The sequence below is a fragment of the Psychrobacter immobilis genome (assembly GCF_904846185.1).
In the GTDB taxonomy this organism is placed as follows: Bacteria; Pseudomonadota; Gammaproteobacteria; order Pseudomonadales; family Moraxellaceae; genus Psychrobacter; species Psychrobacter immobilis_B.
In genome coordinates this window covers 14,266-36,838 of record NZ_CAJGZQ010000024.1, presented here as the reverse complement: position 1 = coordinate 36,838, position 22,573 = coordinate 14,266, and the positions used below count along the sequence as shown (strand labels likewise).

At 44.2% G+C, this 22,573-nt stretch carries 15 protein-coding genes; 13 read left to right on the top strand and 2 right to left on the bottom strand.

Features of this window, described 5'->3' with window-relative positions; genetic code table 11:
- The first annotated feature begins 249 nt into the window (after window positions 1–249).
- The 8 genes from JMW94_RS12260 (at window position 250) to fhuB (ending at window position 14,739) form a co-directional block, all read left to right on the top strand.
- The gene (locus tag JMW94_RS12260; RefSeq protein ID WP_201581297.1) at window positions 250–1,758 is read left to right on the top strand and encodes a NarK family nitrate/nitrite MFS transporter; all 1,509 of its coding nucleotides are present in this window, start codon (window positions 250–252) and stop codon (window positions 1,756–1,758) included.
- A gap of 16 nt (window positions 1,759–1,774) precedes the next feature.
- Window positions 1,775–3,982, top strand: a complete 2,208-nt coding sequence (locus JMW94_RS12255) for a protein kinase domain-containing protein (protein WP_307783121.1) — start codon at window positions 1,775–1,777, stop codon at window positions 3,980–3,982.
- 52 nt (window positions 3,983–4,034) lie between these two features.
- Window positions 4,035–5,513 carry an NAD(P)/FAD-dependent oxidoreductase gene (locus JMW94_RS12250; protein ID WP_201581298.1) on the top strand — a complete coding sequence of 493 codons (1,479 nt, stop codon included), beginning with the start codon at window positions 4,035–4,037 and terminating at the stop codon, window positions 5,511–5,513.
- Entirely contained in the window at window positions 5,510–8,989 is a 3,480-nt protein-coding gene (locus JMW94_RS12245) for a nitrate reductase (RefSeq protein WP_201604588.1), read from the top strand. Before JMW94_RS12250 ends, JMW94_RS12245 begins: the two co-directional genes overlap by 4 nt.
- A 167-nt stretch (window positions 8,990–9,156) precedes the next feature.
- Window positions 9,157–10,080, top strand: a complete 924-nt coding sequence (gene cobA, locus JMW94_RS12240; protein ID WP_201604587.1) for a uroporphyrinogen-III C-methyltransferase — start codon at window positions 9,157–9,159, stop codon at window positions 10,078–10,080.
- Between the two features lie 558 nt (window positions 10,081–10,638).
- Window positions 10,639–11,403 (top strand): ABC transporter ATP-binding protein, encoded by a 765-nt coding sequence (locus tag JMW94_RS12235; RefSeq protein WP_060492203.1) that lies wholly within the window; start codon window positions 10,639–10,641, stop codon window positions 11,401–11,403.
- 151 nt (window positions 11,404–11,554) lie between these two features.
- Window positions 11,555–12,574, top strand: coding sequence for an ABC transporter substrate-binding protein (locus JMW94_RS12230; protein WP_227685510.1), 1,020 nt, complete (start codon window positions 11,555–11,557; stop codon window positions 12,572–12,574).
- Window positions 12,571–14,739: a Fe(3+)-hydroxamate ABC transporter permease FhuB gene (fhuB, locus tag JMW94_RS12225; RefSeq protein ID WP_227679039.1), complete on the top strand. Its 2,169-nt coding sequence runs from the start codon at window positions 12,571–12,573 to the stop codon at window positions 14,737–14,739. Before JMW94_RS12230 ends, fhuB begins: the two co-directional genes overlap by 4 nt.
- Before the next feature lie 141 nt (window positions 14,740–14,880).
- Here fhuB and JMW94_RS12220 read toward each other — a convergent pair whose 3' ends face one another.
- Entirely contained in the window at window positions 14,881–15,231 is a 351-nt protein-coding gene (locus JMW94_RS12220; protein WP_045454747.1) for a DUF3817 domain-containing protein, read from the bottom strand.
- 186 nt (window positions 15,232–15,417) lie between these two features.
- Between JMW94_RS12220 and JMW94_RS12215 the strand changes: the two genes are divergently transcribed.
- The 5 genes from JMW94_RS12215 (at window position 15,418) to JMW94_RS12195 (ending at window position 21,541) form a co-directional block, all read left to right on the top strand.
- Window positions 15,418–16,068 (top strand): glutathione S-transferase, encoded by a 651-nt coding sequence (locus JMW94_RS12215; RefSeq protein ID WP_201581301.1) that lies wholly within the window; start codon window positions 15,418–15,420, stop codon window positions 16,066–16,068.
- A 467-nt stretch (window positions 16,069–16,535) separates the two neighbouring features.
- Window positions 16,536–16,961: a hypothetical protein gene (locus JMW94_RS12210; RefSeq protein WP_045454644.1), complete on the top strand. Its 426-nt coding sequence runs from the start codon at window positions 16,536–16,538 to the stop codon at window positions 16,959–16,961.
- A 23-nt stretch (window positions 16,962–16,984) separates the two neighbouring features.
- On the top strand, window positions 16,985–17,329 hold the full coding sequence (locus tag JMW94_RS12205; RefSeq protein ID WP_201501306.1) for a phospholipase D-like domain-containing protein: 345 nt from the start codon (window positions 16,985–16,987) through the stop codon (window positions 17,327–17,329).
- A gap of 363 nt (window positions 17,330–17,692) precedes the next feature.
- Window positions 17,693–18,835 (top strand): M14-type cytosolic carboxypeptidase, encoded by a 1,143-nt coding sequence (locus JMW94_RS12200; RefSeq protein WP_201501305.1) that lies wholly within the window; start codon window positions 17,693–17,695, stop codon window positions 18,833–18,835.
- A 444-nt stretch (window positions 18,836–19,279) separates the two neighbouring features.
- The gene (locus tag JMW94_RS12195) at window positions 19,280–21,541 is read left to right on the top strand and encodes an ESPR-type extended signal peptide-containing protein (RefSeq protein ID WP_201604586.1); all 2,262 of its coding nucleotides are present in this window, start codon (window positions 19,280–19,282) and stop codon (window positions 21,539–21,541) included.
- A 293-nt stretch (window positions 21,542–21,834) separates the two neighbouring features.
- Here the strand turns inward: JMW94_RS12195 and JMW94_RS12190 are convergent, their stop codons facing one another.
- On the bottom strand, window positions 21,835–22,512 hold the full coding sequence (locus JMW94_RS12190) for a HupE/UreJ family protein (protein ID WP_045454647.1): 678 nt from the start codon (window positions 22,510–22,512) through the stop codon (window positions 21,835–21,837).
- Window positions 22,513–22,573: the final 61 nt, after the last annotated feature.

Below are 22,573 nucleotides of genomic sequence, written 5' to 3'. Positions count from 1 at the left end.
TTAAACCTGCTGTGTTAATGCTTTATTAGCATAAGCGTCAGGTGTGGCGATGGTTATAGACCCGCTAGTAAAGGCGCCTGGATAATTAACGTGCACTGGCCTTTATACAGATTTGGCAATGTACACAAATAACTGGCATAACCATTGCACCGCCTGAAACATCGCTACTTATCATTTTTGAATACTGTATTTTTTGAACATTTAGTACGTTGCCAGAACCCTGAAGTTAATCATTTGAGGAAGTTGCCTATGTCATCATCAGCCCCCGTTGCGCCTAGTAAAGACAAGCTTAATGTTTTGTCATTTACGGGTAAAAATAAAATCCTTCATTTAGGTTGGATGGCATTTTTCCTTACCTTTTTTGTATGGTTCAACCATGCACCATTTCTATCAGCGATTGGAGAAACACTCAATCTGAGTAAAGATCAAATCAAAACGTTACTTATTTTAAACGTGGCATTGACCATTCCTGCCCGCGTGATTATCGGGATGCTGACAGACCGTTTTGGCCCTCGCATTGTATATACCGCTATTTTAGCCATTGGTGCTATTCCTTGTTTTACCTTTGCATTCGCGCAGGATTACAACACTTTGGCGCTGTCTCGGTTTTTACTGGGTTTTGTGGGTGCAGGTTTTGTGGTGGGTATTCGTTTGATGAGTGATTGGTTTCCAACCAATGAATTGGGGACAGCTGAGGGTATTTATGGGGGTTGGGGTAATTTTGGTTCGGCAGCAGCGGCACTATTATTACCAACTATAGCGATTGGTGCCGCAGCAGTGTTCGGCGGTGATGAAGGGTGGCGTTATGCAACAGCCACATCAGGGGTGGTGATGGCGCTTTATAGCATCATTTTTTATAAGATGGCACGTAATACACCCAAAGGGGCTACTTATTTTAAACCCAAAAAATCAGGTGCCATGATGGTGACGTCATCGGGTGATTTTTGGTTAATGATGGTTTTTAAACTGCCTATGTATTTGGCATTGGCATTATTGGCATGGAAACTATCACCTGATGGTGTGAGCTTACTGAGCCAGTCTAGTGTCACCATGGTCTATATTGGCCTTGCGATACTGTATGTTTACGAGTTCATCAGTAGCTACCGTTTTAATAAAGAGGTATTCACTACGCCTGTACCAGCGGCGCATCGTTATGATTTTAAGCAAGTAGGTATCTTAAATATTTTGTATTTTGCCACGTTCGGCTCAGAGCTTGCCGTCGTGTCGATGCTACCTTTGTTTTACCAAGAAACTTTTAGTTTATCGATTGTGATGGCAGGGGTATTGGCATCGAGCTATGCCTTTATGAATCTCATGTCACGCCCAGGTGGCGGTTGGCTCAGTGATAAGTTTGGTCGCAAAATAACTTTATTGATTTTGACAGCTGGTTTGGCCATCGGGTATCTGTTGATGGGCTTCCTTGACTCAACGTGGCCACTTGCATTGGCATTGTTAATCACGATGTTTTGCTCATTCTTTGTACAAGCAGGTGAGGGTGCTGTTTTTGCAGTGATTCCTCTGATCAAACGCAGTATGACAGGGCAGTTTGCAGGGATGACAGGCGCGTATGGCAATGTTGGTTCAGTGGTGTATTTAACGGTGCTTAGTCTGGTGTCTTATCAGGTGTTTTTCTTTGTGATTGCCGCGACAGCAGTGGCTGGATTCTTTGCCTTGTTTTTCTTAAAAGAGCCAGAAGGCATCATTATTGAAGAGATGCCAGATGGCACATTTGCCGAAATACAAGTGAGTCATAGATAACACGGGGTGCAGACAGATGACGATAGCAAGCGTAGCAAACGCCAATAGACATAATAGTCAAAGTGCTGATGGTGATGTGTACCAAAACGCTGATGATATGGCAGCTAATATCAATAACAGTCAGTCGTCATCTGCAATAGAAACAGATCAGTTTGTTGCCAATGAGGCCATCAAGAATATGGAGAGTATTGATAGGCACTCTATTGATGAGACTGGTGAAAGTAAGAATTTTGATGATGCTAGTACTGCATTATGGTGGCTTGATTTTTTCACGATGGCAGGACGCAAGACGGAAAATCAAGACAGTTTACTTATTACCACCTGTCTACCATATCAATGTTCAGGTACAGAATCATCTAGTGCCAATCGCTCAATATCTCAAGCAAGATCTCACCCGTCATCATCAGCCCCATTATTGGTGTTGATGGCAGATGGGGTCAGCGCTTGTCAGTTTCCAAAACAGGCAAGTCGATTGGTGGTGAATACCATTGCTCACAAAATCACATTGGGGTTGACCGCACTGGCACAATCACAAGATGAGACGTCATCCATCAGTTTTGACGATGATCAAGTCGCTAGTCTCATCAAAACAGCAGTCAACAAAGCCAACGATATCCTATATTTCCCTCAAGCGTATCAACGGGTACCGCCATTGTTGTCTACGTTATCAGGCTTGCTCTGTATTGGTGACCGTATTCACCTGTTTCATACAGGCGACTCTCGAATATACCGCGTTGGGGTAGATTGTCTGACGGTATTGAGCAAAGATCACCGCGTGCACCGCGGCCAAGACAAAGGAGCGCTTGCTGCAGCTATTGGCGCAGATAGCCAGTTAGAGCTACAACAATCTGTATTTACCCTCCATCAAAACGAGTGTTTGGCCATCATGACAGATGGGGTTTATGAGCATATAGAGCCCACAGAGCTACAATTTGAGCTGTGCAGCAGTGCGACTGATATATTTCAGTTGATGGCTACTACGCACAAATTACCGCTAGGGTTTAACACCAGTCAAGCCGTGTGCGAGCAAGCCTTTAGTGCAGGCAGTCATGACAATCTAAGCATGGTTATGCTGAGTATGAACACACGATCAGCCCATTTTACTTCTATCAATGGCTCTAAAGGTGTTGGTCATTTTGATGGTATTGACTTTGATAATCTGGATACGATCATACATGATGTGAATCGCTACCAGCTGCCAACCGATTTACAGATAGGCGACCATATTGATGGTTTTACTGTGATTGGTATCATTGCTCGTACGGCTCGCAGTCACGTGTACTGGGTGCAAGATGAATACAACCATGACTTTGTTCTAAAATCACCCAGTTTAGATTCGGTCGCCGATGGTCACTATCTGCGTGATTTTTTAAAAGAACGCAAAATTGGTTTGAGCCTATCAAAACATCGCCGCGCGGGTGAGTCGGCTTACAATCAAGCTGATCCCAATCGATTGCCTGTCAATCCTGCATCCAACAATATTGGTCATAACGTGGGTTCTGGGCTCAGTGAGTCAGGGCTGCTGCGTTACTATCCAGTACCAGCAAGTACCACATACTTATATCATTTGACTGAATATATCGCTGGTGAGAGTTTACGGGACTTTATGGATCGTCATGCGCCTTGTGATGTGTGGCAAACCTTTGATTTACTCACCAAAATTGGCATGGCGGTTCGAGTCATGCATCGCAACTATCTGCTACATCAAGATATCAAACCTGAAAACATTCTTTTAACCAAATCAGGCGCGGTCAAACTGATTGATTTTGGTTCCGCCAGTTCCTCTATCTTAAAAGACAGCACCCGACCACCAAATGGTGATTTGCACTATGCTGCACCAGAATATTACACCGATGCACCAAAAGGCGTGCATTCTGACTTGTTCTCGATTGCAGTGATTGGCTATGAATTGCTGACAGGGCAATTGCCATTTAATACCCAAACACTAATGATGCCAAACCAAACATTACTGATGCCCGCGCAGCCGCTACGGCAACAGAACGTACCGGACGCCAGCCAACAGGCACTCATGCGTGCGCTACATGTCAACACTAACGCGCGCTATCAAGCCATTGGCGAGTTTTTACAAGATTTTAACCCCGATAATAAGGCGCACAGCCGTGACCCAGAACCCCTCATTAAGCGTAACCCTCTACTGGTATGGCATGGCATTTGCTTCATAGAGTTTGTCATCATTTTATTGCTGTTGGCGTACTTTTCATGACACGCTGTTTTGCATTCAATGCTGCTCCGCGCGGCTAAGGGATTTACTGTCTATGTCATTATCTATATCGCAAGCCACCACTACGGTAGATACTCATACCAACACTCACGCCTTAGCATCAGGTCATCAAAAAAACGCTGGCATCGTTATCATCGGGGCGGGCATGGCAGGCAGTCGTTTTGCCATTGAGCTTGCTCGCACACAATCGAATGATGACACCGCCCGTTTGCCAATTACTTTAATCAGTAAAGAGCCGCACGTGGGCTATAACCGCATTATGTTATCACCCGTATTGGCTGGCGATACAGCGTTTGAAGATACTTATTTGTACGACAAAACAGAGTATGAGCAGCTAGGTATCACCGTATTGGCTGGGGTTGCGGTAGAGAAAATAGATACCAAGTGTCAATGTATCGAGTTGGATGATGGGCAAACACTCAATTATGCCAAGTTAGTGATGGCCACAGGATCAACTGCCCGAGTCATTCCGTTTCCCAATTACACAGCTAAAGGTGTGCATGTGTTTCGAGACCTTGCCGATGTGACCGCCCTGATGGACTATGCCCGCCAAGGAAAAACGGGTTTGGTGATTGGTGGTGGCGTACTGGGATTGGAGGCTGCGTGCGCGTTGGCGGCACAGGGCGCGAGCATGACGGTCATTCATATGGATGGCTATGTACTCAATCGTCAACTAGACCTGCCAGCTGCTGAGCTTTTGCAAGCTGAGCTCAGTCGCCGAGGGGTTAGTCTTGAGGTTTCTGCACATACTGAGGCCATTGAGATGAATGATGCAGGAGAAGTATGTGGATTGTCTTTAAAAGACGGGCGCATGCTAGCGGCCGATTTCATCGTGATGGCAGTGGGCGTGATACCTAATACACCGCTTGCCAAACAAAGCGGGCTTGAGGTTAATCGCGGTATTGTCGTCGATGATTTTATGCACACCAGTTGTCCCAATGTTTATGCCATTGGTGAGTGTATAGAGCGAGAGGGGGAGCTATTTGGAATGGTGGCGCCAGTCAATCAGCAAGTGGATACATTGGTTACGGTTTTAAAAGATGCTTTGATAGAAAATGATATAAATGTGATAGATGGTAAAGCCGCCGTGCCAGACCACTGGATTCCTTTTGTGAGCAAACCGCTATCATTAAAATTAAAAGTGTCTGGTATGTCGGCATTTTCTGCAGGGCAAATCGCTTTTGATGACGAAGCAGCTGACACCATTGAGACCCTCGTATATCGTCAGCCTGACTTAAACCATTATCATTGTCTGTACCTCAAAGAAAACAAACTCATTGGTGCTGTGCTTTATGGAGACACCAGTGATGGCAGATTTTATAGTCAGTTAATTATAGATAACGTTGATATTACGCCTATCAAAGACACACTCATATTTGGCGAAGCATATTGTCATTTGGATGAAATTACGCTTAACAATTCGCCAACTACGGAAGTCGATGTAGAGCTTGATGATACGGACAAGAACATCAATCATCATAAAGCGGCCGAACTGTTAGAGGAGGCATTATGAATGATGCTACCGCCAATAAATCTGCTGCTAGCAAAGTAGTGTCAGCTAATAAATCGAACAACCTACCTAATAGCGTACAAAAAACGACAGGCCACGTCATTGAGACACATGACATAAGTGCCGCCAAAAATATCAAAAAAGCAATATCATTATCGTCGTCCTCTGATGGTGATTTGATTGATAGCTCGACCATTACTATCCGTACGACGTGCCCTTATTGCGGAGTGGGGTGTGGTGTTTTAGCAAGCGTGAATGCAACAGAGGTGCTGAGCGTCAAAGGAGATCCTGAACATCCTGCTAATTTTGGTAAATTGTGCTCCAAAGGGAGTGCGCTGGCACAAACATTGGGAACCGCGCGCCGCTTGACCGAGCCATATTATCAAAACAAGCAAGCAGTAATGCAACAGCATCAGCCTATGCAATTGGATAACGATTTTAATGCCAAACGTAAATCTGACAAGCCACTTATAAAGCAGACAGACTGGGACACCGTACTAGAGGATGTTGCCAGTCGTTTAAATGACACCATCGACAAACACGGTCGAGACAGCATTATGTTTTATGTCTCAGGTCAATTACTAACTGAAGATTACTACGTCGCCAATAAATTTATTAAAGGGTTTATTGGTAATAACAATATCGACTCCAACTCTCGCCTGTGTATGTCTTCCGCAGTAGCAGGGCACCAACGTGCGTTTGGCGCAGACCTTGTGCCGGGTAATTACGAGGATTTAGAGGCTTGCGATTTGTTGGTGCTGATAGGTTCAAACATGGCATGGTGCCACCCTATTTTGTTTGGTCGATTTTTAGCCGCCAAAGAAGCCAATCCTAATAAAAAAATGATTGTGATAGACCCGCGCCGTACCGACTCTTGTGAATTTGCCGATTTACATTTACCAATTGCTGCGGGCACGGATACACATTTATATAATGGGTTGCTGCATTACCTAGATCAGCACGGTTGCCAAAATGATGAATATGTTAACCAAAGTTTGGGCGTTGATGATGCGGTGAATGCGGCCAAAGCATGGAGCATCGACAAAGTTGCACACGCCTGCCAAGTATCGGCGGACAGTATCCGCCAGTTTTATGAATGCGTTGCTGCCACTGATAAAACAGTCACTGCTTTTAGCATGGGTGTCAATCAGTCACAAAGTGGGACTGATAAGGTCAATGCCATTATTAATACTCATCTGTTCACAGGGCGTGTGGGCAAAGTAGGGGCCAGTCCGTTTTCACTCACTGGACAGCCTAATGCGATGGGCGGACGAGAAGTAGGCGCTCTTGCTAATCTATTAGCGGCTCATTTAGAACTAGACGATGCCGATCATCGTCAGCTCGTGGCAGACTTTTGGCATTCGCCTCAGCCTATCTCGCCAAACGTGGGTGTGAAAGCCTGCGATGCTGCCGCTGCGATATTAGATGGTCGTATCAAGGCTATTTGGATTATGGCAACCAACCCTGTGGTCAGCTTGCCAGATGCCGATAATTTTCGTCGAGCGCTTGCTGAGTGCGATCTAGTGATTGTCTCTGATTGCTCGGTAGACAGTGACACGGTGCAGTGTGCCGACATTGTATTGCCCGCTCAAGGGTGGGGTGAAAAATCTGGAACGGTCACCAATTCTGAACGGCGCATTTCTCGGCAGCGGACATTAATGCCTGCGGTAGGGCTTGCCAAACCAGATTGGTGGATACTGTCTCAAGTTGCCACACGCATGGGGTTAACGGGATTTGATTACCAACAGCCAAGCGAGATATTCAATGAGCATGTGGCATTGACCGCTTATGGTAACGCAGACGACCAAAGCACATCCAATTCTAATAAGAACTATCCTCGCTATCTGAATCTTAGTAAAGACTTGTCTGCTTTAATGACAGAAATGACAAATGAGGTACCAGTCAATCAATCTATTCGCCAGCCTATTAACCAGAACGTCAATCAAATATATACCCCAGTCGCACTCAGTAAGCAAGCATACGAGGAGATGTTGCCGTTTCAATGGGGTGGCACACGTATCTCTATGATTGATGAGATTAAACCTTTAACAAATGAGGTCGTTAATTCCACTGCTAGTGTTATCAAGTCACAGTTAATCGCGATTACGCCCTCTGACGAGGCGAGCGTAGCCAATGTGCATCGACGTCAAAGAAGGCAGAATACCCAACGGATTGTTGAGAATCGAGCATCCTTTGAACATGAATCTGATTATCATACTCAATTTGAGAGCCAAGCGGTTCATTTACGCCTGATTACGGGCAGGCTGCGCGATCAATGGCATACCATGACTCGCACTGGCCTTGCACCGCAGTTAAATCAACATCAGCCAGTACCGACACTTTCCATACACGCTAACGATGCACGGCAGCTTGGCGTTCAAGATAATGATTTTGTGCAACTGCATCGCAGGTATGAAAGCTATGAGAACGGTATGACCAGTAATGAGGCAGCCAGTGACACCTCGATGAATACAGCTATGGATGGCAACGAGTCCACAAGTACCGTACTAGCTCAAGTTGCCATTAGCGATATGTTGCGCGTTGGTGATGCGTTTATGCCCATGCATTGGAGCAATGCTTTTGCTAGCTTTGCCCGAGTTGGCCCACTTATTCCAACAGTGGTCGATCCATATTCAGGGCAGCCAGAGCTCAAAAATTCAGCCATTAGCGTCACGCCTGTTCCTATGCAATCATTTGGCAAGATTTTGGTGCATCCTGAGTGGCAAGACGCTGTTATAGTGCAATTACGTACTATTTTGGCCAATTTTTCTGCCAAAGCATCAGAGAAAGAATTATCTGAAACAAAATGCGAAGCACGTTCAAATAATATTGTGCCAGAGGCATTACCTGCACTTACTTGGAGCTTGAGTCATCAAAGTAACAGCGTCTTGATTACTCTCGCTAGCCCGATGATGGAGTCTAGCAGTACCTTAGCGTGCCCCGAGTTTTGGCAGCAGTTTATGACCTCTATGCAATCATTATCACCGCCAAACTCTCAAAAGGGTGTCATGCATACGGCGTTTACTGTCGATAATGTGCAGAATCAATTACGTTTTATCGTGACCCAAACTGAGTCTAAGGTAGGAGCAGATAGCCCTGTTATCAACCGTCAAGTGTCCGATGGTAAAAGCTCTAGCGCACAACTGATAATGGCAGTCTATATTGCCCCAATGCAAAAGCAATTACCGAGTGTACGCTGGCTCGATAGCTGCTTTACGGATACTAGCCAGATACCTGTTAATCAACGATACAAGTGGTTGCTCGCGGGGCGGCCTGCCAGTGGTTATGTTGATCCAGGACCTTTGGTCTGCTCTTGTATGTCGGTTGGAAAAAATGCCATTCTCAACGCTATTACGCAGCATAATTGTAGTAGTGCGGCGGCAGTGGGTAAGCAGTGCCGCGCAGGTAATAATTGTGGGTCTTGCGTGGGGCAAATCAACGCATTAATCGCAGAATACGCCTCATTGGCGCAAGCTTAAATGATGGGATGGCACGTCGCTTGCAACTTGTTATGTAGAATTAGTTGCACTGTGTTAACACAGGTTAGCCGAGCCTGAGCGCTTATCTGGTCGGTCGATTTCTATCGAATAACCTTATTTTTATTACATGGTTTTCTGTATTTATACTGTCATTAGGAACTATCGTCATGATTGATTTATCTGTCCTTATTGCAAACAGCCCAACATCTGACTTGGCAGGGCAAAACTGTATAGAAAATGCTAAAAATTCTCATAAAAAAGGCATGGTATATTTGGTCGGCGCAGGCTCTGGTGATCCTGAGTTATTAACCTTAAAAGCATGGCGAGTGATGCAGCGCGCAGAAGTAGTGTTATATGACAGTTTAGTATCCGAAGATGTTTTGGATATGTGCGCGAGCACGGCCGAAAAAATATTCGTCGGTAAGCGCCGCGCCAATCATGCCTTATCACAACAGAGCATTAACGAGCTATTGGTCAAACACGCGCTGGCAGGTAAAACGGTGGTGAGGCTAAAAGGTGGTGACCCTTTTATTTTTGGACGCGGTGGTGAAGAGCTGCAAGAGGTGGTACGTCATGGTATTTATTTTGAATCTATTCCGGGTATTACGGCTGCCAGTGCTGCTGCAAGCCGCGCAGGGATTCCACTAACGCACCGTGATCATGCGCAATCGGTTAAGTTCATCACTGCTTGCAAAAAAAATGGCGCGCCGAATAACGATTATAAAGAATTGCTTGATACTACCCAAACGGTTGTTTTTTATATGGGCTTACACCGTTTGCATGAGATGACGAAAGGCTTGATAGAGGCTGGTCGAGACAGTGAAACCCCTTTTGCTATTATCAGTCATGCCAGTCTACCTACGCAGCAATTGCTTGTCGGTACGCTTGCCAGCATCGCTGAATTACAAGCCACCGCCAAGCTACCGACACCTGCTTTACTTATCATGGGTGATGTGGTCACTCTGCATGCCGAGCTTATCGATTACAATATAAATGCTATCAAACAAAAGGCGCTTCACTTCATCAATCATAGCAATATCACGCCCAGTGGCAAGCCAGACAATGTTTTGCCCGCTGTGAGTGTTGCTTAAAGACTGGGTTTGTCTCTCAGCTTGCGCTGTCAAAACGAACTTTTTATATGCTTACTGTTTGAGCAAAATTTACCGGGTTGGCAGCTCGCTAAGTTGTGTAGTAGGCGCTGTACAGGGGAGTAAAAACGTTTGTTCAAGAGAGTGAGCAGACGTTTTTTTGTGTCTTTCAATGATACTTGTACAGCCATCGCTTCGGCATAGATAGCTGTTACTGACGTTGGTACTAGATAGCTCTTTGGTGGTTAAAGAAAAAAAGCGACTAAAAAACCAATTAGCTTATCTCAACTCATCGAAGTGTTCTTCATTGATATGAGTAATGGTTTGTGCGAGTTCAAAAATGATTAAGGTGATAAAGAATTAGGCTTGTATTTGAGGGTTACGTGTCACAGATAAAAGAAAATCGGTCGTATATATACTTACAAGCAACAGCGAGCGGGAACAAAAAGAATAATATTTTAAGTTAATGATAATTGTTTTTATTATCGTTTACGAGTAAAATCGGTTTTTATTGGCTGTCCAATATAAATACAACGATTTAAATTAATGATGAGTACAGATATGTTACGTGCAAACCAATTGACCATCAGTCGCCAAGGTAATACCTTACTAGACAATGTAAGCTGTGAGATTGATAGCAACCAATTGGTCGCTTTGGTTGGACATAATGGTTCAGGAAAATCGACTTTAATCAAAGCGCTGGCAGGCGAGATGATAAGTAATGGCGGTAGTATCAGCTTGGATGAGCGCCGTATCAGTGATTACAGTAGCAAAGCGCTGGCGCGACAAATGGCATATTTGCCACAGCAACTACCAGAAGCCGCTGGGTTTTCAGTACGTGAGCTGGTCATGTTAGGACGTTATCCGCATCAAAAATGGCTGCAAAAGCCCAACCAAATAGACAAAGATAAAGTAATAGAAGCCATGCGCATCACCCAAACAGAGGCGTTCGCTGACCGCATTACGGCCACGCTTTCAGGTGGCGAGCGCGCTCGCGTTTGGCTTGCTATGTGTCTGGCACAAGACACCAGATATTTATTACTTGATGAGCCATTAGCCGCGCTTGATATGCACTATCAGCTTGAAGTTATCCAGCTTATACGTCGTTTGGTGGATGAGCAGGGCTTGAGTGTGGTTATTATTTTGCATGATATTAATTTGGCCGCGCAGTATGCCGATCGAGTTATCGCCTTAAAAAACGGTCGTATTTGCCATAACGGTGATATCGGCAGCACCATGCAACCGACAGTATTGCACAAGATTTTTAACGTCGATATGCAGCTGCTTAGTCATCCTATAACGGGGCAGCCAGTCGCCGTTGCCTAGTAGGACATATCATCAATCTGAACGAAAATGAATAAGTAGGCTAAAAAGGGTTAAATTTTTATAACCATTTTTAAAATGAGGGCATGCCCTAGTATTTGCCTCATCTTTTTCATTTCTTATTTTCTCTTATTCGCGCAAAAGATAGGCCGCTATGTTTCCTGCTCTTTATAAATCTCTGTTCTCTTTAATAGCCGTAAAATCTTTCATAAAACATTTTATAAAAGCTGGCTCAAATCTCACTATCAGTAAATATAAGTGGTTGCCGCTCATAGCAAGCTTAACACTGACCACCGTGCTGACGGCCTGTCACCAACCAATAACGGCGCAAAAAGACGCTCAAGTGGGCAATGCAGATAACGCTAACATCAATATAGTCTCACCTGATTGGGGCAATGCGGCAACCTTGACCGCTATGGGTTACCCCCCGATAGCGACGGGTGATGTGAGGGTGTGGGACAGATGGGTAGGTACGCCTGAATTGCCAACCTCAATCATTGATTTGGGCATTCGCTATCAGCCTAATGCGGAATTGGTTGCCCAATTGCCTGTCGATTTGGTCATCGATAACTTTTTTTATGAGCATGCCCGCAATCTCTATGAAGATGTGCCCTCTGAGTCAGTCATGTTCGCTGCTAAAGGTGATACTGCAACTTGGGCAGATTATACTGAGCCAACTCGTCAGTTGGGGCAGCTAATTGATGAACCAGCCTTGGCTGAAAGCTATATTACAAAAAGTCAGAAGGATATCAAACTGGCAAGTGAGCGTCTGCAGCAGCGCTATCCAAAAGTAAAGAGATTTGCCATTGTGCAGTTTGCTGATGCTAATAACATGCGCATGTATGTCAAAAATAGTTTGTTTCAGCCCGTGCTAAGTCAGATGGGCAAAGGGCTTGATGTATTGGGCAAAGGCAATCAATGGGGGTTTGTCCCCATTCGAATGGGCGACTTGGCTCAATTGGATAATGAGACCTGCCTATTAATCATCGATCCTTTAAGTCCGATAACCCGAGCTGAGATTAAAGACAGTTTGGTTTGGCAGCGTCTAGGCTATGGCGACAAGCGCTGCCTGGGTGAGCTGCCACCCATATGGATTTATGGTGGCATGTCGTCACTGGTCGGCTTGGCAAATAATTTATCAACAGTGACATTAAAAGGTGGGGCAGCATCATGACTATTAATACTGCCGCACAGACTCATCACTCTCATACCAATAATACTACTGATTATGTCAAACCTATGACTTCACTTGCAGCGTCTCAGTCGCCCACATTGAAAACACCATCAGAGCAACACTCCAAGCTTATGCAAAAACCTCCCAATCCAGCACCAAAATTACCTAGGAAACTACCTTCGGTATTTGAGGATACATGGCGCATCTGGGCAGTAATGATTATCCTTGTAATATTGTCAGTATGGAGCACGTGGGCATTAATCGCTCAGGAGTGGACACGCCCAATCAGTGATTTGTTTATTCCAAGCTCGCAATTGGACATTATCAGTCTTGCGACGCAGCTGCATATAGTGGCGACTAGCATAGTGGCGCTATTGGCAGGTGGTCTGCTTGGGGTTGTCAGTATTTTGCTACAGCAGCTGGTCAAAAACCCATTAGCGTCAGACACCACATTGGGCGTCGGCGTTGGTGCACAATTGGCCATGCTCATTGTGACCTTGTTTTTGCCAAGCTTAGCGATTTATGGCGGACTTTATGTGGCCTTTGTCGGCGCGCTTATTAGTATGGGACTGGTCTTTGTATTGTCAGCACCCAGTCGTTTTAATCCGCTCATTTTAATATTGGCAGGCTTGGTGGTAAACATTCTACTTGCCGCCGTTGCCAATGTTTTGGTGTTGTTTTTTGCTGAACGTAGTAATGGTATGCTGTCGTGGGCGGCGGGATTTTTGGCACAGAATAGCTGGTATACCAGTACGATGCTAGCGATAACAGCCGTCGTGATGGCGGTTGTCTGTCTACCCTTGTTAAAACCATTAACCTTGATGAGTCTCGATGACTCACAAGCCAAGCGCTTGGGCGTGCCGATTAACGGTATTCGTGCATTGGTAGTGCTTATTGTGGCGGTCGTTACCGCTTTGGTGGTTAGCGAAGTTGGTCTAATCGGTTTTATCGGTCTTGGCGCTGCCAGTCTGGTCAATGCACTGGGAGTCGCTTCTATTAGCAAACGTCTGCTTGCAGCCTTTGTCTTAGGGGCGTTGCTTTTATGGCTGACTAGCAATGTTGCTTTATTACTCGAACCCATACTAAATATGCAAATTCCAGCAGGGGCGATGACGGGTATTCTTGGTGCACCACTGATTATTTGGCTGATTTTGCGTCAGCGCCGCGAGCGGATAGAAACAGTAACCCCGATGCTAACGGGCAAGCATGCACCTGTGGCATGGTGGCGCTGGACTCTTGGCGTGGTAATGATAATCATACTTGCCTGTTTTTTTGTCCAAGACGTCAGTGGCTGGGGACTAAGTACCGATTGGGCGATCACCCAGCAGTATCGGCTACCGCGCAGTTTGAGCGCTGCGGCAACAGGTCTGATGTTGGCCATCGCTGGTGTGTTATTGCAAACACTCACCCGCAATCCGATGGCAAGTCCAGAAGTATTGGGTGTGAGCTCGGGCGCGGCGCTTGGGGTTATCTTAGGATTTTTACTGCTACCAAGCTTAGGGCTATCTGCCGGAGCTGGTACTTTATTAATCTCAGGATTATCAGGAGCGATGGCTGTGTTATTGCTGGTTATTTGGCTGGCACGTAAGGTAAGTTCTGGCTATCTATTACTGGTCGGTATCGGTATTGCCGCGATGATGGATGGGGTGATGCACATGGTCAAGCTGTCTGGCGATCCACGCCTAGAAGCGATGCTTAGCTGGCTATCGGGAACGACTTATAGCGCTCAGCCTAGCACCGTGTGGTATCTTATCGGCATTGCCCTCATTTTATTTGCCCTCAGCTTATTGCTTATCAAACCCTTAAGAGTGCTTGGTTTGGGTACAGGGGTCGCTCGTAATTTAGGGGTGGCAGTGACACCAGTGACACTCGCGTTATTGGTGTTGGTGGCGGCGCTAAGTACTGCCAGTACGCTTGCGGTTGGGCCATTGAGTTTCATTGGTCTAATGGTGCCACATTTGGCGACGTCACTCGGTGCGGTAAGGCTTGAGCGCCAATTGCCATTAGCGGCTTTGTTAGGCACAGGGGTGATGGTAATAGCAGACTGGATTGGGCGTTATATCATTTTCCCTTATGAGCTGCCTGCGGGTACTATTGCGGCTATCATTGGTGGGGCGTACTTTTTATGGCTGATTCGTAAAGTGCCAGTCGCAGTAAGTGGATAGTTTTTATGGGAAATTAATGACTGACGAATAATCATGATCAGTCATTAATACATACCGTCCAGCGCTTGAATAGCGCTATATCTTAAAATCACCAATGTTCGTCATATTCAGTAAGTCATTTGACATTACTTTTAAGGGGCTTTAAGCTTTTTTATTCAAGCTCTTTTTTAATAAATGATCGAATATAAATGGACCAAGGGGTAAAAAGGATCCGAGTACCCCTGCTGGCATCGCCCAAAGCGGCATTTTGATTTTGGTGATGGCTATCAACAGCATTAAAATATACGCGATGAACAATCCGCCATGAGCCATCCCTATGTAGGTGACCGCTTCTGCAATACCCATCATGTACTTTAGCGGCATGGCGATGCAAAGTAATAATAAAAAGGACGTACCTTCTAAATAACCCATGATCGTAAGAATCTTTAATACAGAGTTCTGATCTTTTGTGAGATTAGGTGTTTCTGTGATAGTTGTCTGAGCCTGCGACACTATATCTTCCTTTTGTTTATAATAAATAAGGTAAGGGTTTTTCAATGCCGCTATGATACTGGCTTTGTTCAATGCTTTGAAGTATTAATTTTACCAACCCTTAATAGAGATCAGTAACGAAACTAAATGACTCTTGATGTCAGTAACTCTAAGGCTACTGATCTCGTTTTAACTGTGAAAAAAAATATGACTGCTTACTCCCTTTCTTGTCTTTACTCTTTTCGTCGCTGTCCTTATGCCATGCGCGCGCGTCTTGGCCTGTTGTTTGCCGAGTTGCCAGTAGAGCTACGGGAGATCACCTTAAAAAACAAACCTGCCAAAATGCTAGCGATTAGCCCAAAAGGCACCGTGCCCGTTTTACAGCTCGCTGATGGTGTTGTGATTGAAGAGAGTCGGGAAATAATGGAGTGGGCGCTTGAACAGCAAGACCCACAAGAGCTGATGAACCCTAAGACTTTGCATCAAGGTAATACGTTAATTGAGCAAAACGATCAGGAGTTTAAGCATTGGCTAGATCGCTATAAATATGCTGACCGTCATCTTGAAATTACCCAAACAGAATATCGGAAAAAAGGAGAAGCATTTCTACAGATTTTAGAAGAGTTGCTTACTAAAAATACTTATTTGCTAGGAGACAGTGTGACCATTGCCGATATCGGCATTATGCCATTTGTCCGCCAATTTGCTCATGTAGATCGCGACGTTTTTTACAGTTTGCCTTATCCTAAACTGCAAATATGGCTAAAAAACTGGCTTGCACATCCATTATTTATACAAGCCATGACCAAGTTTCAACCTTGGCAAGATGGCGATGAGCCAGTGATTTTTCCTTCTTAGCAAAAGTAGCTCACTCATTTCTTTGTAAATATTTCATCAATCTATTTTAGATATGTCTAGCAAGAATCCACGCGTCATTAAACTATTCCTAATAGTGAGGGAGTTGTTTAACCTCATCATTTTGATAGACCTCAACAGTACTATTCTCAAAATAAATATCAATCTATGGCAGTTTGATAGCCGCTTTTCATAACCTTTGTATTAAAAGGGTTGAATGCCTATTGTGTACACTTGTACTCTTAGGTTAGAATGAACATAAGTGTATCAATATATAAATATTCTTGAGTGACCTCTATTACGAATTGATTGGCATGGTTGTTAAAGTAACTTTTATACGAGTGTGAATATAAGAGTGCGCAAACAACGAATCCACGTGCCAATTATAGTGACGCCGATGGCTTTGCTTTTTATACGCGATAACCACTTAATTCAACCCTAATCCCAACATTTACGAAGGACTGTTTGAAATGTTAAAAAGTGCCATTAAAGAGACTGAGTTAGAAAAAATCGATATCATATTAGTAAAAAATATTTTAGAGATTGGTATTCAAGATGATTATGCTGACAAGATAGCGGCTGATTATATCGAGACGTTAGCCCGCGCAAAAAGTGATAAAAACAGTCTCTTATATAAATCATCTAAGGTAAAAGAGTGCTATAGACAGTCGGATCTGCATAAATCTATCAACCGTATTATTTATAAGATCGAGCCTTTAAGGGTTTCTATTATGCGTGAAGGCCTAGCATTGCAGCAGGCAGTGGCTGAAGGCAATAAAGAGATAGCTGATGAGATTATTAAGGTTGTCGTTAGAATGAAGCTAGAAAAAAGTAAGCTTGAGAAAAATCTTAGCGCACTTATGGGTAACGTAAAAAAGCTTCAGCTCGCTAGCTAATAAAATAATAACAAAGCAAGGCCATGCTTGAAAGTGGCGTCAGCCTTTTTGAGCTACGTAGCCAAGCTGCGTCTGGTGCACCCGCTGACCATCTAGGAGCGTTCAGATCGTCAAAAGCCAGTCTTCACGCGAAAACCTTTGCGGTAGATGGAAAGCGCATTTTTATTGGCTCGTTCAATTTTGACCTCCGTTCGACTGCGCTCAATACCGAAATGGGTTTAATGATTAACAGTGAACAGATGGCACAGAAACTGCACAAAGCATTTGACGAGGGCATGGTTGGCCTTACTTGGCGAGTAGAGCAGCGTAATGGAAGGCTCGTCTGGATCGATGAGCGTCTCGGAGCCTGGACAAAGTACCCTGCTTAACATTATCTTGACGATAATAGGGTGGTTACCAGTTGAGTGGCTTTTGTAGCTATAGAGAATAGTACTATATATGATGAACAGTGCTATATGGGATTATGAGCTATAATATCCAAAATCTGACACATTCATTCAGCAATGTGATAAATATAAAAAATTAGCTAATGCTATGTCTGTCATAATGCTTGGAATGTTTTTACGTTCTTTTAATTAAAAAAAGCAGCGATGCTACAACTATTAATCATTATTTTTACTATTTTTTAAGATGATTTGTTAGCGTCTCTATCCTGCTTGTTTTTAATCGTTTATGCTCAAGTATTTTACAGATACTCACTAAGATATCTAAAAAACAATTAAGGAAAATTTATGCATATCACTGCTAATTTCGATGCTGGTAATATTGAGGTTATTAATTTAGAAGATAAAAAAAATGTCCAATTGGCTATTCGTCCGGACGTCGGTGGCGAGTTTTTTCAGTGGTTTAATTTTCGCCTGACAGGTCAGGTTGGCGAGCAATATGTGCTCAATATTCTGAATGCAGGGGATGCAGCATTCCCTGCAGGGTGGGAGAATTACCAAGCGGTGGCGTCGTACGATCGCGACTATTGGTTTCGTCTACCCACCTCTTATAAAGACGGAAAGTTAACCATAACGGCAGAGTTGGAATGTGAAACCATTCAAATTGCGTTTTTTGCCCCTTACAGTGATGAGCGTCATCAAGATTTATTAGCAGCGGTGCAAATGCATCCATTAGTGACGTTAGAGCATTTGGGAGAAACCCTTGATAATCGCGATTTAACCTTAGTCAAAATTAGTGATGGCGCTAGCAATAATGATGCGCCTAAACGCAATATTTGGATTACGGCACGTCAACATCCTGGTGAAACGATGGCTGAATGGTTGGTCGATGGTCTACTGCATAGCCTGTTAGATGGTGATAATGCCACGGGTAAATTATTATTAGATAAAGCTAACTTTTACATCGTGCCCAATATGAACCCAGATGGCAGCGTGAGAGGTCATCTGCGTACCAACGCAGTTGGGACTAACCTAAACCGTGCTTGGTCAAATCCAAATTTGGAAACCAGCCCTGAAGTCTTTCATGTCATTAATAAAATGGAAGAAACGGGTGTTGATCTATTTTATGATGTACACGGTGATGAAGAAATACCTTTTGTATTCCTTGCTGGCTCGCAGGGTACGCCAAATTATAGCGACCGCCTCGCGCGTCTACGTGATAGATTCTCAGAAGTGTTAAAGATTGCCAGTGCTGACTTTCAGACGGAAGAGGGCTATGACGTTGATGCACCGGGTACAGCGAATATGACGCTTGCGACTCACTGGGTTGCCGAACGTTTTGACTGCCTTGCCAATACCTTGGAGATGCCATTTATAGATAACAATAATGTCCCCGATGCGGATACAGGTTGGTCACCAGAGCGCTCTATGAAATTAGGGGAAGCCTCATTAGTGGCTATGTTGGCAGTCGTGGATGATTTACGTGAGTGAATCATTTAGGTAGATTGTTTGGGTTATGAAATCAGTCCATCTACTCAATGGTTACTTGTTCAACATTCTCTATGCCATGCCAAATTTCCTTAGATACGCCATCAGGTTGATCTGCTGCCAGACCTTGCGAGTGCCATAACGGCACTTGCAATCCTACCGGACGCGCTCACTCTTACCGATATAACAATCGTTGTGCTAACTGTGCTGTGAGCGTTTGGGTAGGCGAATCTTACTCATAATGCTATTTCTCCATAAAACTATCCCAGATTATTTTGCTTATCTAAGACAGCTCTGAAGATTAAATATCCTTTAATGTAAATATACAGGTATGTTAGCTTTGTGCTTTAATAAGTGACAGCTGTCATTTACGAGCATGGTTAATGTAAGTGACATAGATAGCCTTGATTTTATCAACGAGTAGTTTTTGGACTTATGGAGCGAGCTATGAATAAAGTATTTAAAAAGATTTGGAGTCAATCACTAGGTTGTATAGTGGTGGTGTCTGAAAATACCAAGAGCGTTGGTAAGACCAGCGGCACGACTGGCACTATCGCCCTGATAGCTCGCTCAAATAACTATAAGATGTTGACTGTGAAAGGGCTTGCCTTCAGTATTGCAGCGATCAGTGGCTCTACAGTGTGGGCAGGCGTGGTATGCGTAACGGATCCTGTCTCTGGAGGAAGTACAGCAACAGGTGTAATTGCACTAGCCTGTGGAATAAATAATGCAGCAGACGGTCTCAATAGCAGTGCTTTAGGTATTGATAATGAAGCATTGAGTGAAGCTACTGCGCTAGGCTATGCAAATAAAGCAAAGGGCAGTTATAGCAGCGCAACAGGTATTTCTAATGAGTCTTCGGGTATTTATAGCAGTGCGGTTGGTTATACTAATGCAGCATCAGGTGATTATAGTAGTGCGTTAGGTGCTAATAATGAAGCATCAGTTAAGTACAGTAGTGCCGTTGGTTATAACAATACCGCATCGCGTATCAATAGCAGTGCGGTAGGCTCTAATAATATCGCATCAGAGGGTTATAGTAGTGCATTTGGTTATAACAACACGGCATCGAACATAAATAGCAGTGCAATTGGCTATAAAAACACCGCCTCGAATGTAAATAGCAGTGCCGTCGGTTATAATAATACAGCATCAGGTGAGGACAGTAGTGCCGTCGGTTTTGAAAATACATCAGAGGGTGACTATAGTATTACAGTTGGTTATCAGAATACCGCATCAGGTACAGACAGCAGCGTGTTTGGCAGTAATAGCCAAGCCACTGCGACAGGCGCAACCGCCATCGGTAGTTTCTCCATTGCAGATGAAAGGGATACGATTTCAGTTGGTAGCAAGGGTTTCGAAAAACGTATCACTAACGTGGCAGATGCAATAAATGATACAGATGCGGTAAATAAACGATATACCGACGACAAAGCGACTGAAACTTTAACCGCCTCAAAAGGTTATACCGACGGCAAAGCAACCGAGACTTTGACTGCATCAAAAGGCTACACCGACGACAAAGCAACTGAAACTTTAACCGCATCAAAAGGTTACACCGACGACAAAGCGACTGAAACTTTAACCGCCTCAAAAGGTTATACCGACGGCAAAGCAACCGAGACTTTGACTGCATCAAAAGGCTACACCGACGACAAAGCAACCGAAACCTTAACTGCCTCAAAAGGTTATACCGACGGCAAAGCAACCGAGACTTTGACTGCATCAAAAGGCTACACCGACGACAAAGCAACTGAAACTTTAACCGCATCAAAAGGTTACACCGACGACAAAGCAACTGAAACTTTAACCGCATCGAAAGGCTACACCGATGGCAAAGCCACCGAGACTCTAGCATCGTCACAAATTTATACGAATGATCAGGTATTGAGCGTTAAACAGGACATTGCTGCACAGCATAAATACCTAAGCATCAATGGTGGTACGTCTGCAGAAGCGATTGCTAGTGGAGACAACGCAATGGCTTTAGGCGCTAATGCGGCGGCGCAGGGCAAGCAATCTATTGCAATGGGAGATGGTGCTCAAGCAATCGGCGAGCAAGCTATCAGCATTGGCACTGGTAATAAAGTGACTGGAAATCATTCAGGTGCGATTGGCGATCCAAGTACGGTCAGTGGCAATAACAGCTATAGTATGGGCAATAATAATACCGTGTCTGGCGACAATACTTTTGTGCTCGGTAATAATGTCAATACTACTGCAAAAAACGCCGTGGTACTCGGCAATGACTCTAGCTCTAACCGTGAAAACACAGTGTCGGTTGGTTCGGATCTTAACCAACGTCAGATTATCAATGTTGCTAATGGTACCGCTGATAATGACGCAGTCAATGTCAGTCAGTTACAAGACGCAAAAACAAGCGCTATCGAAACCTCGAACACTTATACTGATACTAAATTTAATGCTCTAAATGACTCTATTCAAAATTATCTGCAAGACAATGGACAGCGCTTTAAGGAAATTGATGATCGTTTTGATCGTCAAGGTGCGATGTTAAACATGGCAACCAGCACGTCAGGTTTACAAGGTAAGAACCGTATAGGCGTGGGCGCAGGGTTTCAGGGCTCCGAGCAAGCGGTCTCATTGGGGTATCAGCGTGTCATTAATCCCAATACCAGCTTTAGTCTCGGTGGTGCTTTCACGAAAGATGAGAACTCTGGTGGCATGGGTATGGGCTTTAGCTGGTAAGCATTGAGTAAACCAAAAGCCAGAAAAAGGACATTAATTTGTCCTTTTTTTCTGATGACCATTTCATACTTATTATCTAAAGCTTCTTATAGCCCAAACCTTTTTGAATGCTAATCCTGCTGTGAGCTAAGCGGTCGCTTGCGCGGCCTTATTTCTTTAAGAGTTTCTTTAAGAGCTGTCATAAGCTCAGGGGCATAAGGCAATGTCACAAGGCAATTTAGATAATGTCACCTGCGTGCATTACACTTCAACTTACTACCGTGTTAAATAACTCTGTGTATAAATTAACAAAGTTAACCTAACAGCACACCGCATAAACCGACAACAGCTATAACACGTTGAATAATCAAGCTGTCTTGCAGGTGAGTGTTTAGATAAGTGGCAAATCCTTTGCCGATAGTATATAGACCTAGCATGGCCACAATCATACCCGTAAAGAAGCCAGCGGTATTACTGTTTGCAGGCACTTCGATTGCATGAGCAGCACCGTGGAACATAGCAAGCGCACCAAAGCCAATGATTAAGAATTTATACACGGTTTTGACGGACATCTCGTGGTTTTGATTCAATGCTACATTAAAGTAGCGGCTCATAAGTGCCATGGTCAGGAGTACGATAGAGAGTAGAATACCGTATTCAATAAACAGGCTATTCAAGCTCACACTTAAACTCAGTAAAAATCCTGTTACTAGACCAATTAACAGTGCTACAAAGCCTTTTTTAAAGCTGTGCATTTGAGTAAATAGCATCCCCATGCCCAGCGCTAACATCAGATGGTCGAACCCAGTTAAAGGGTGCAACATACCAGACAATATTGAAAGGCCAAATGAGCCATCTGCTGCCATCAAGCCATGCCCAGGGTGAGCAAACGCGAGTGTTGGTAGTAACGATAACAGCGCTAAGCCACTGATTATGGTGGTTTTTTGGAAGAGGTTTTTGCGTGTCATCGTTTTGGCTGTGTCTGTTGTCATGATAAATCCTTAATAAATAAACAAATCGATATAAAAACTGACTCATAATCCACTGATCCAT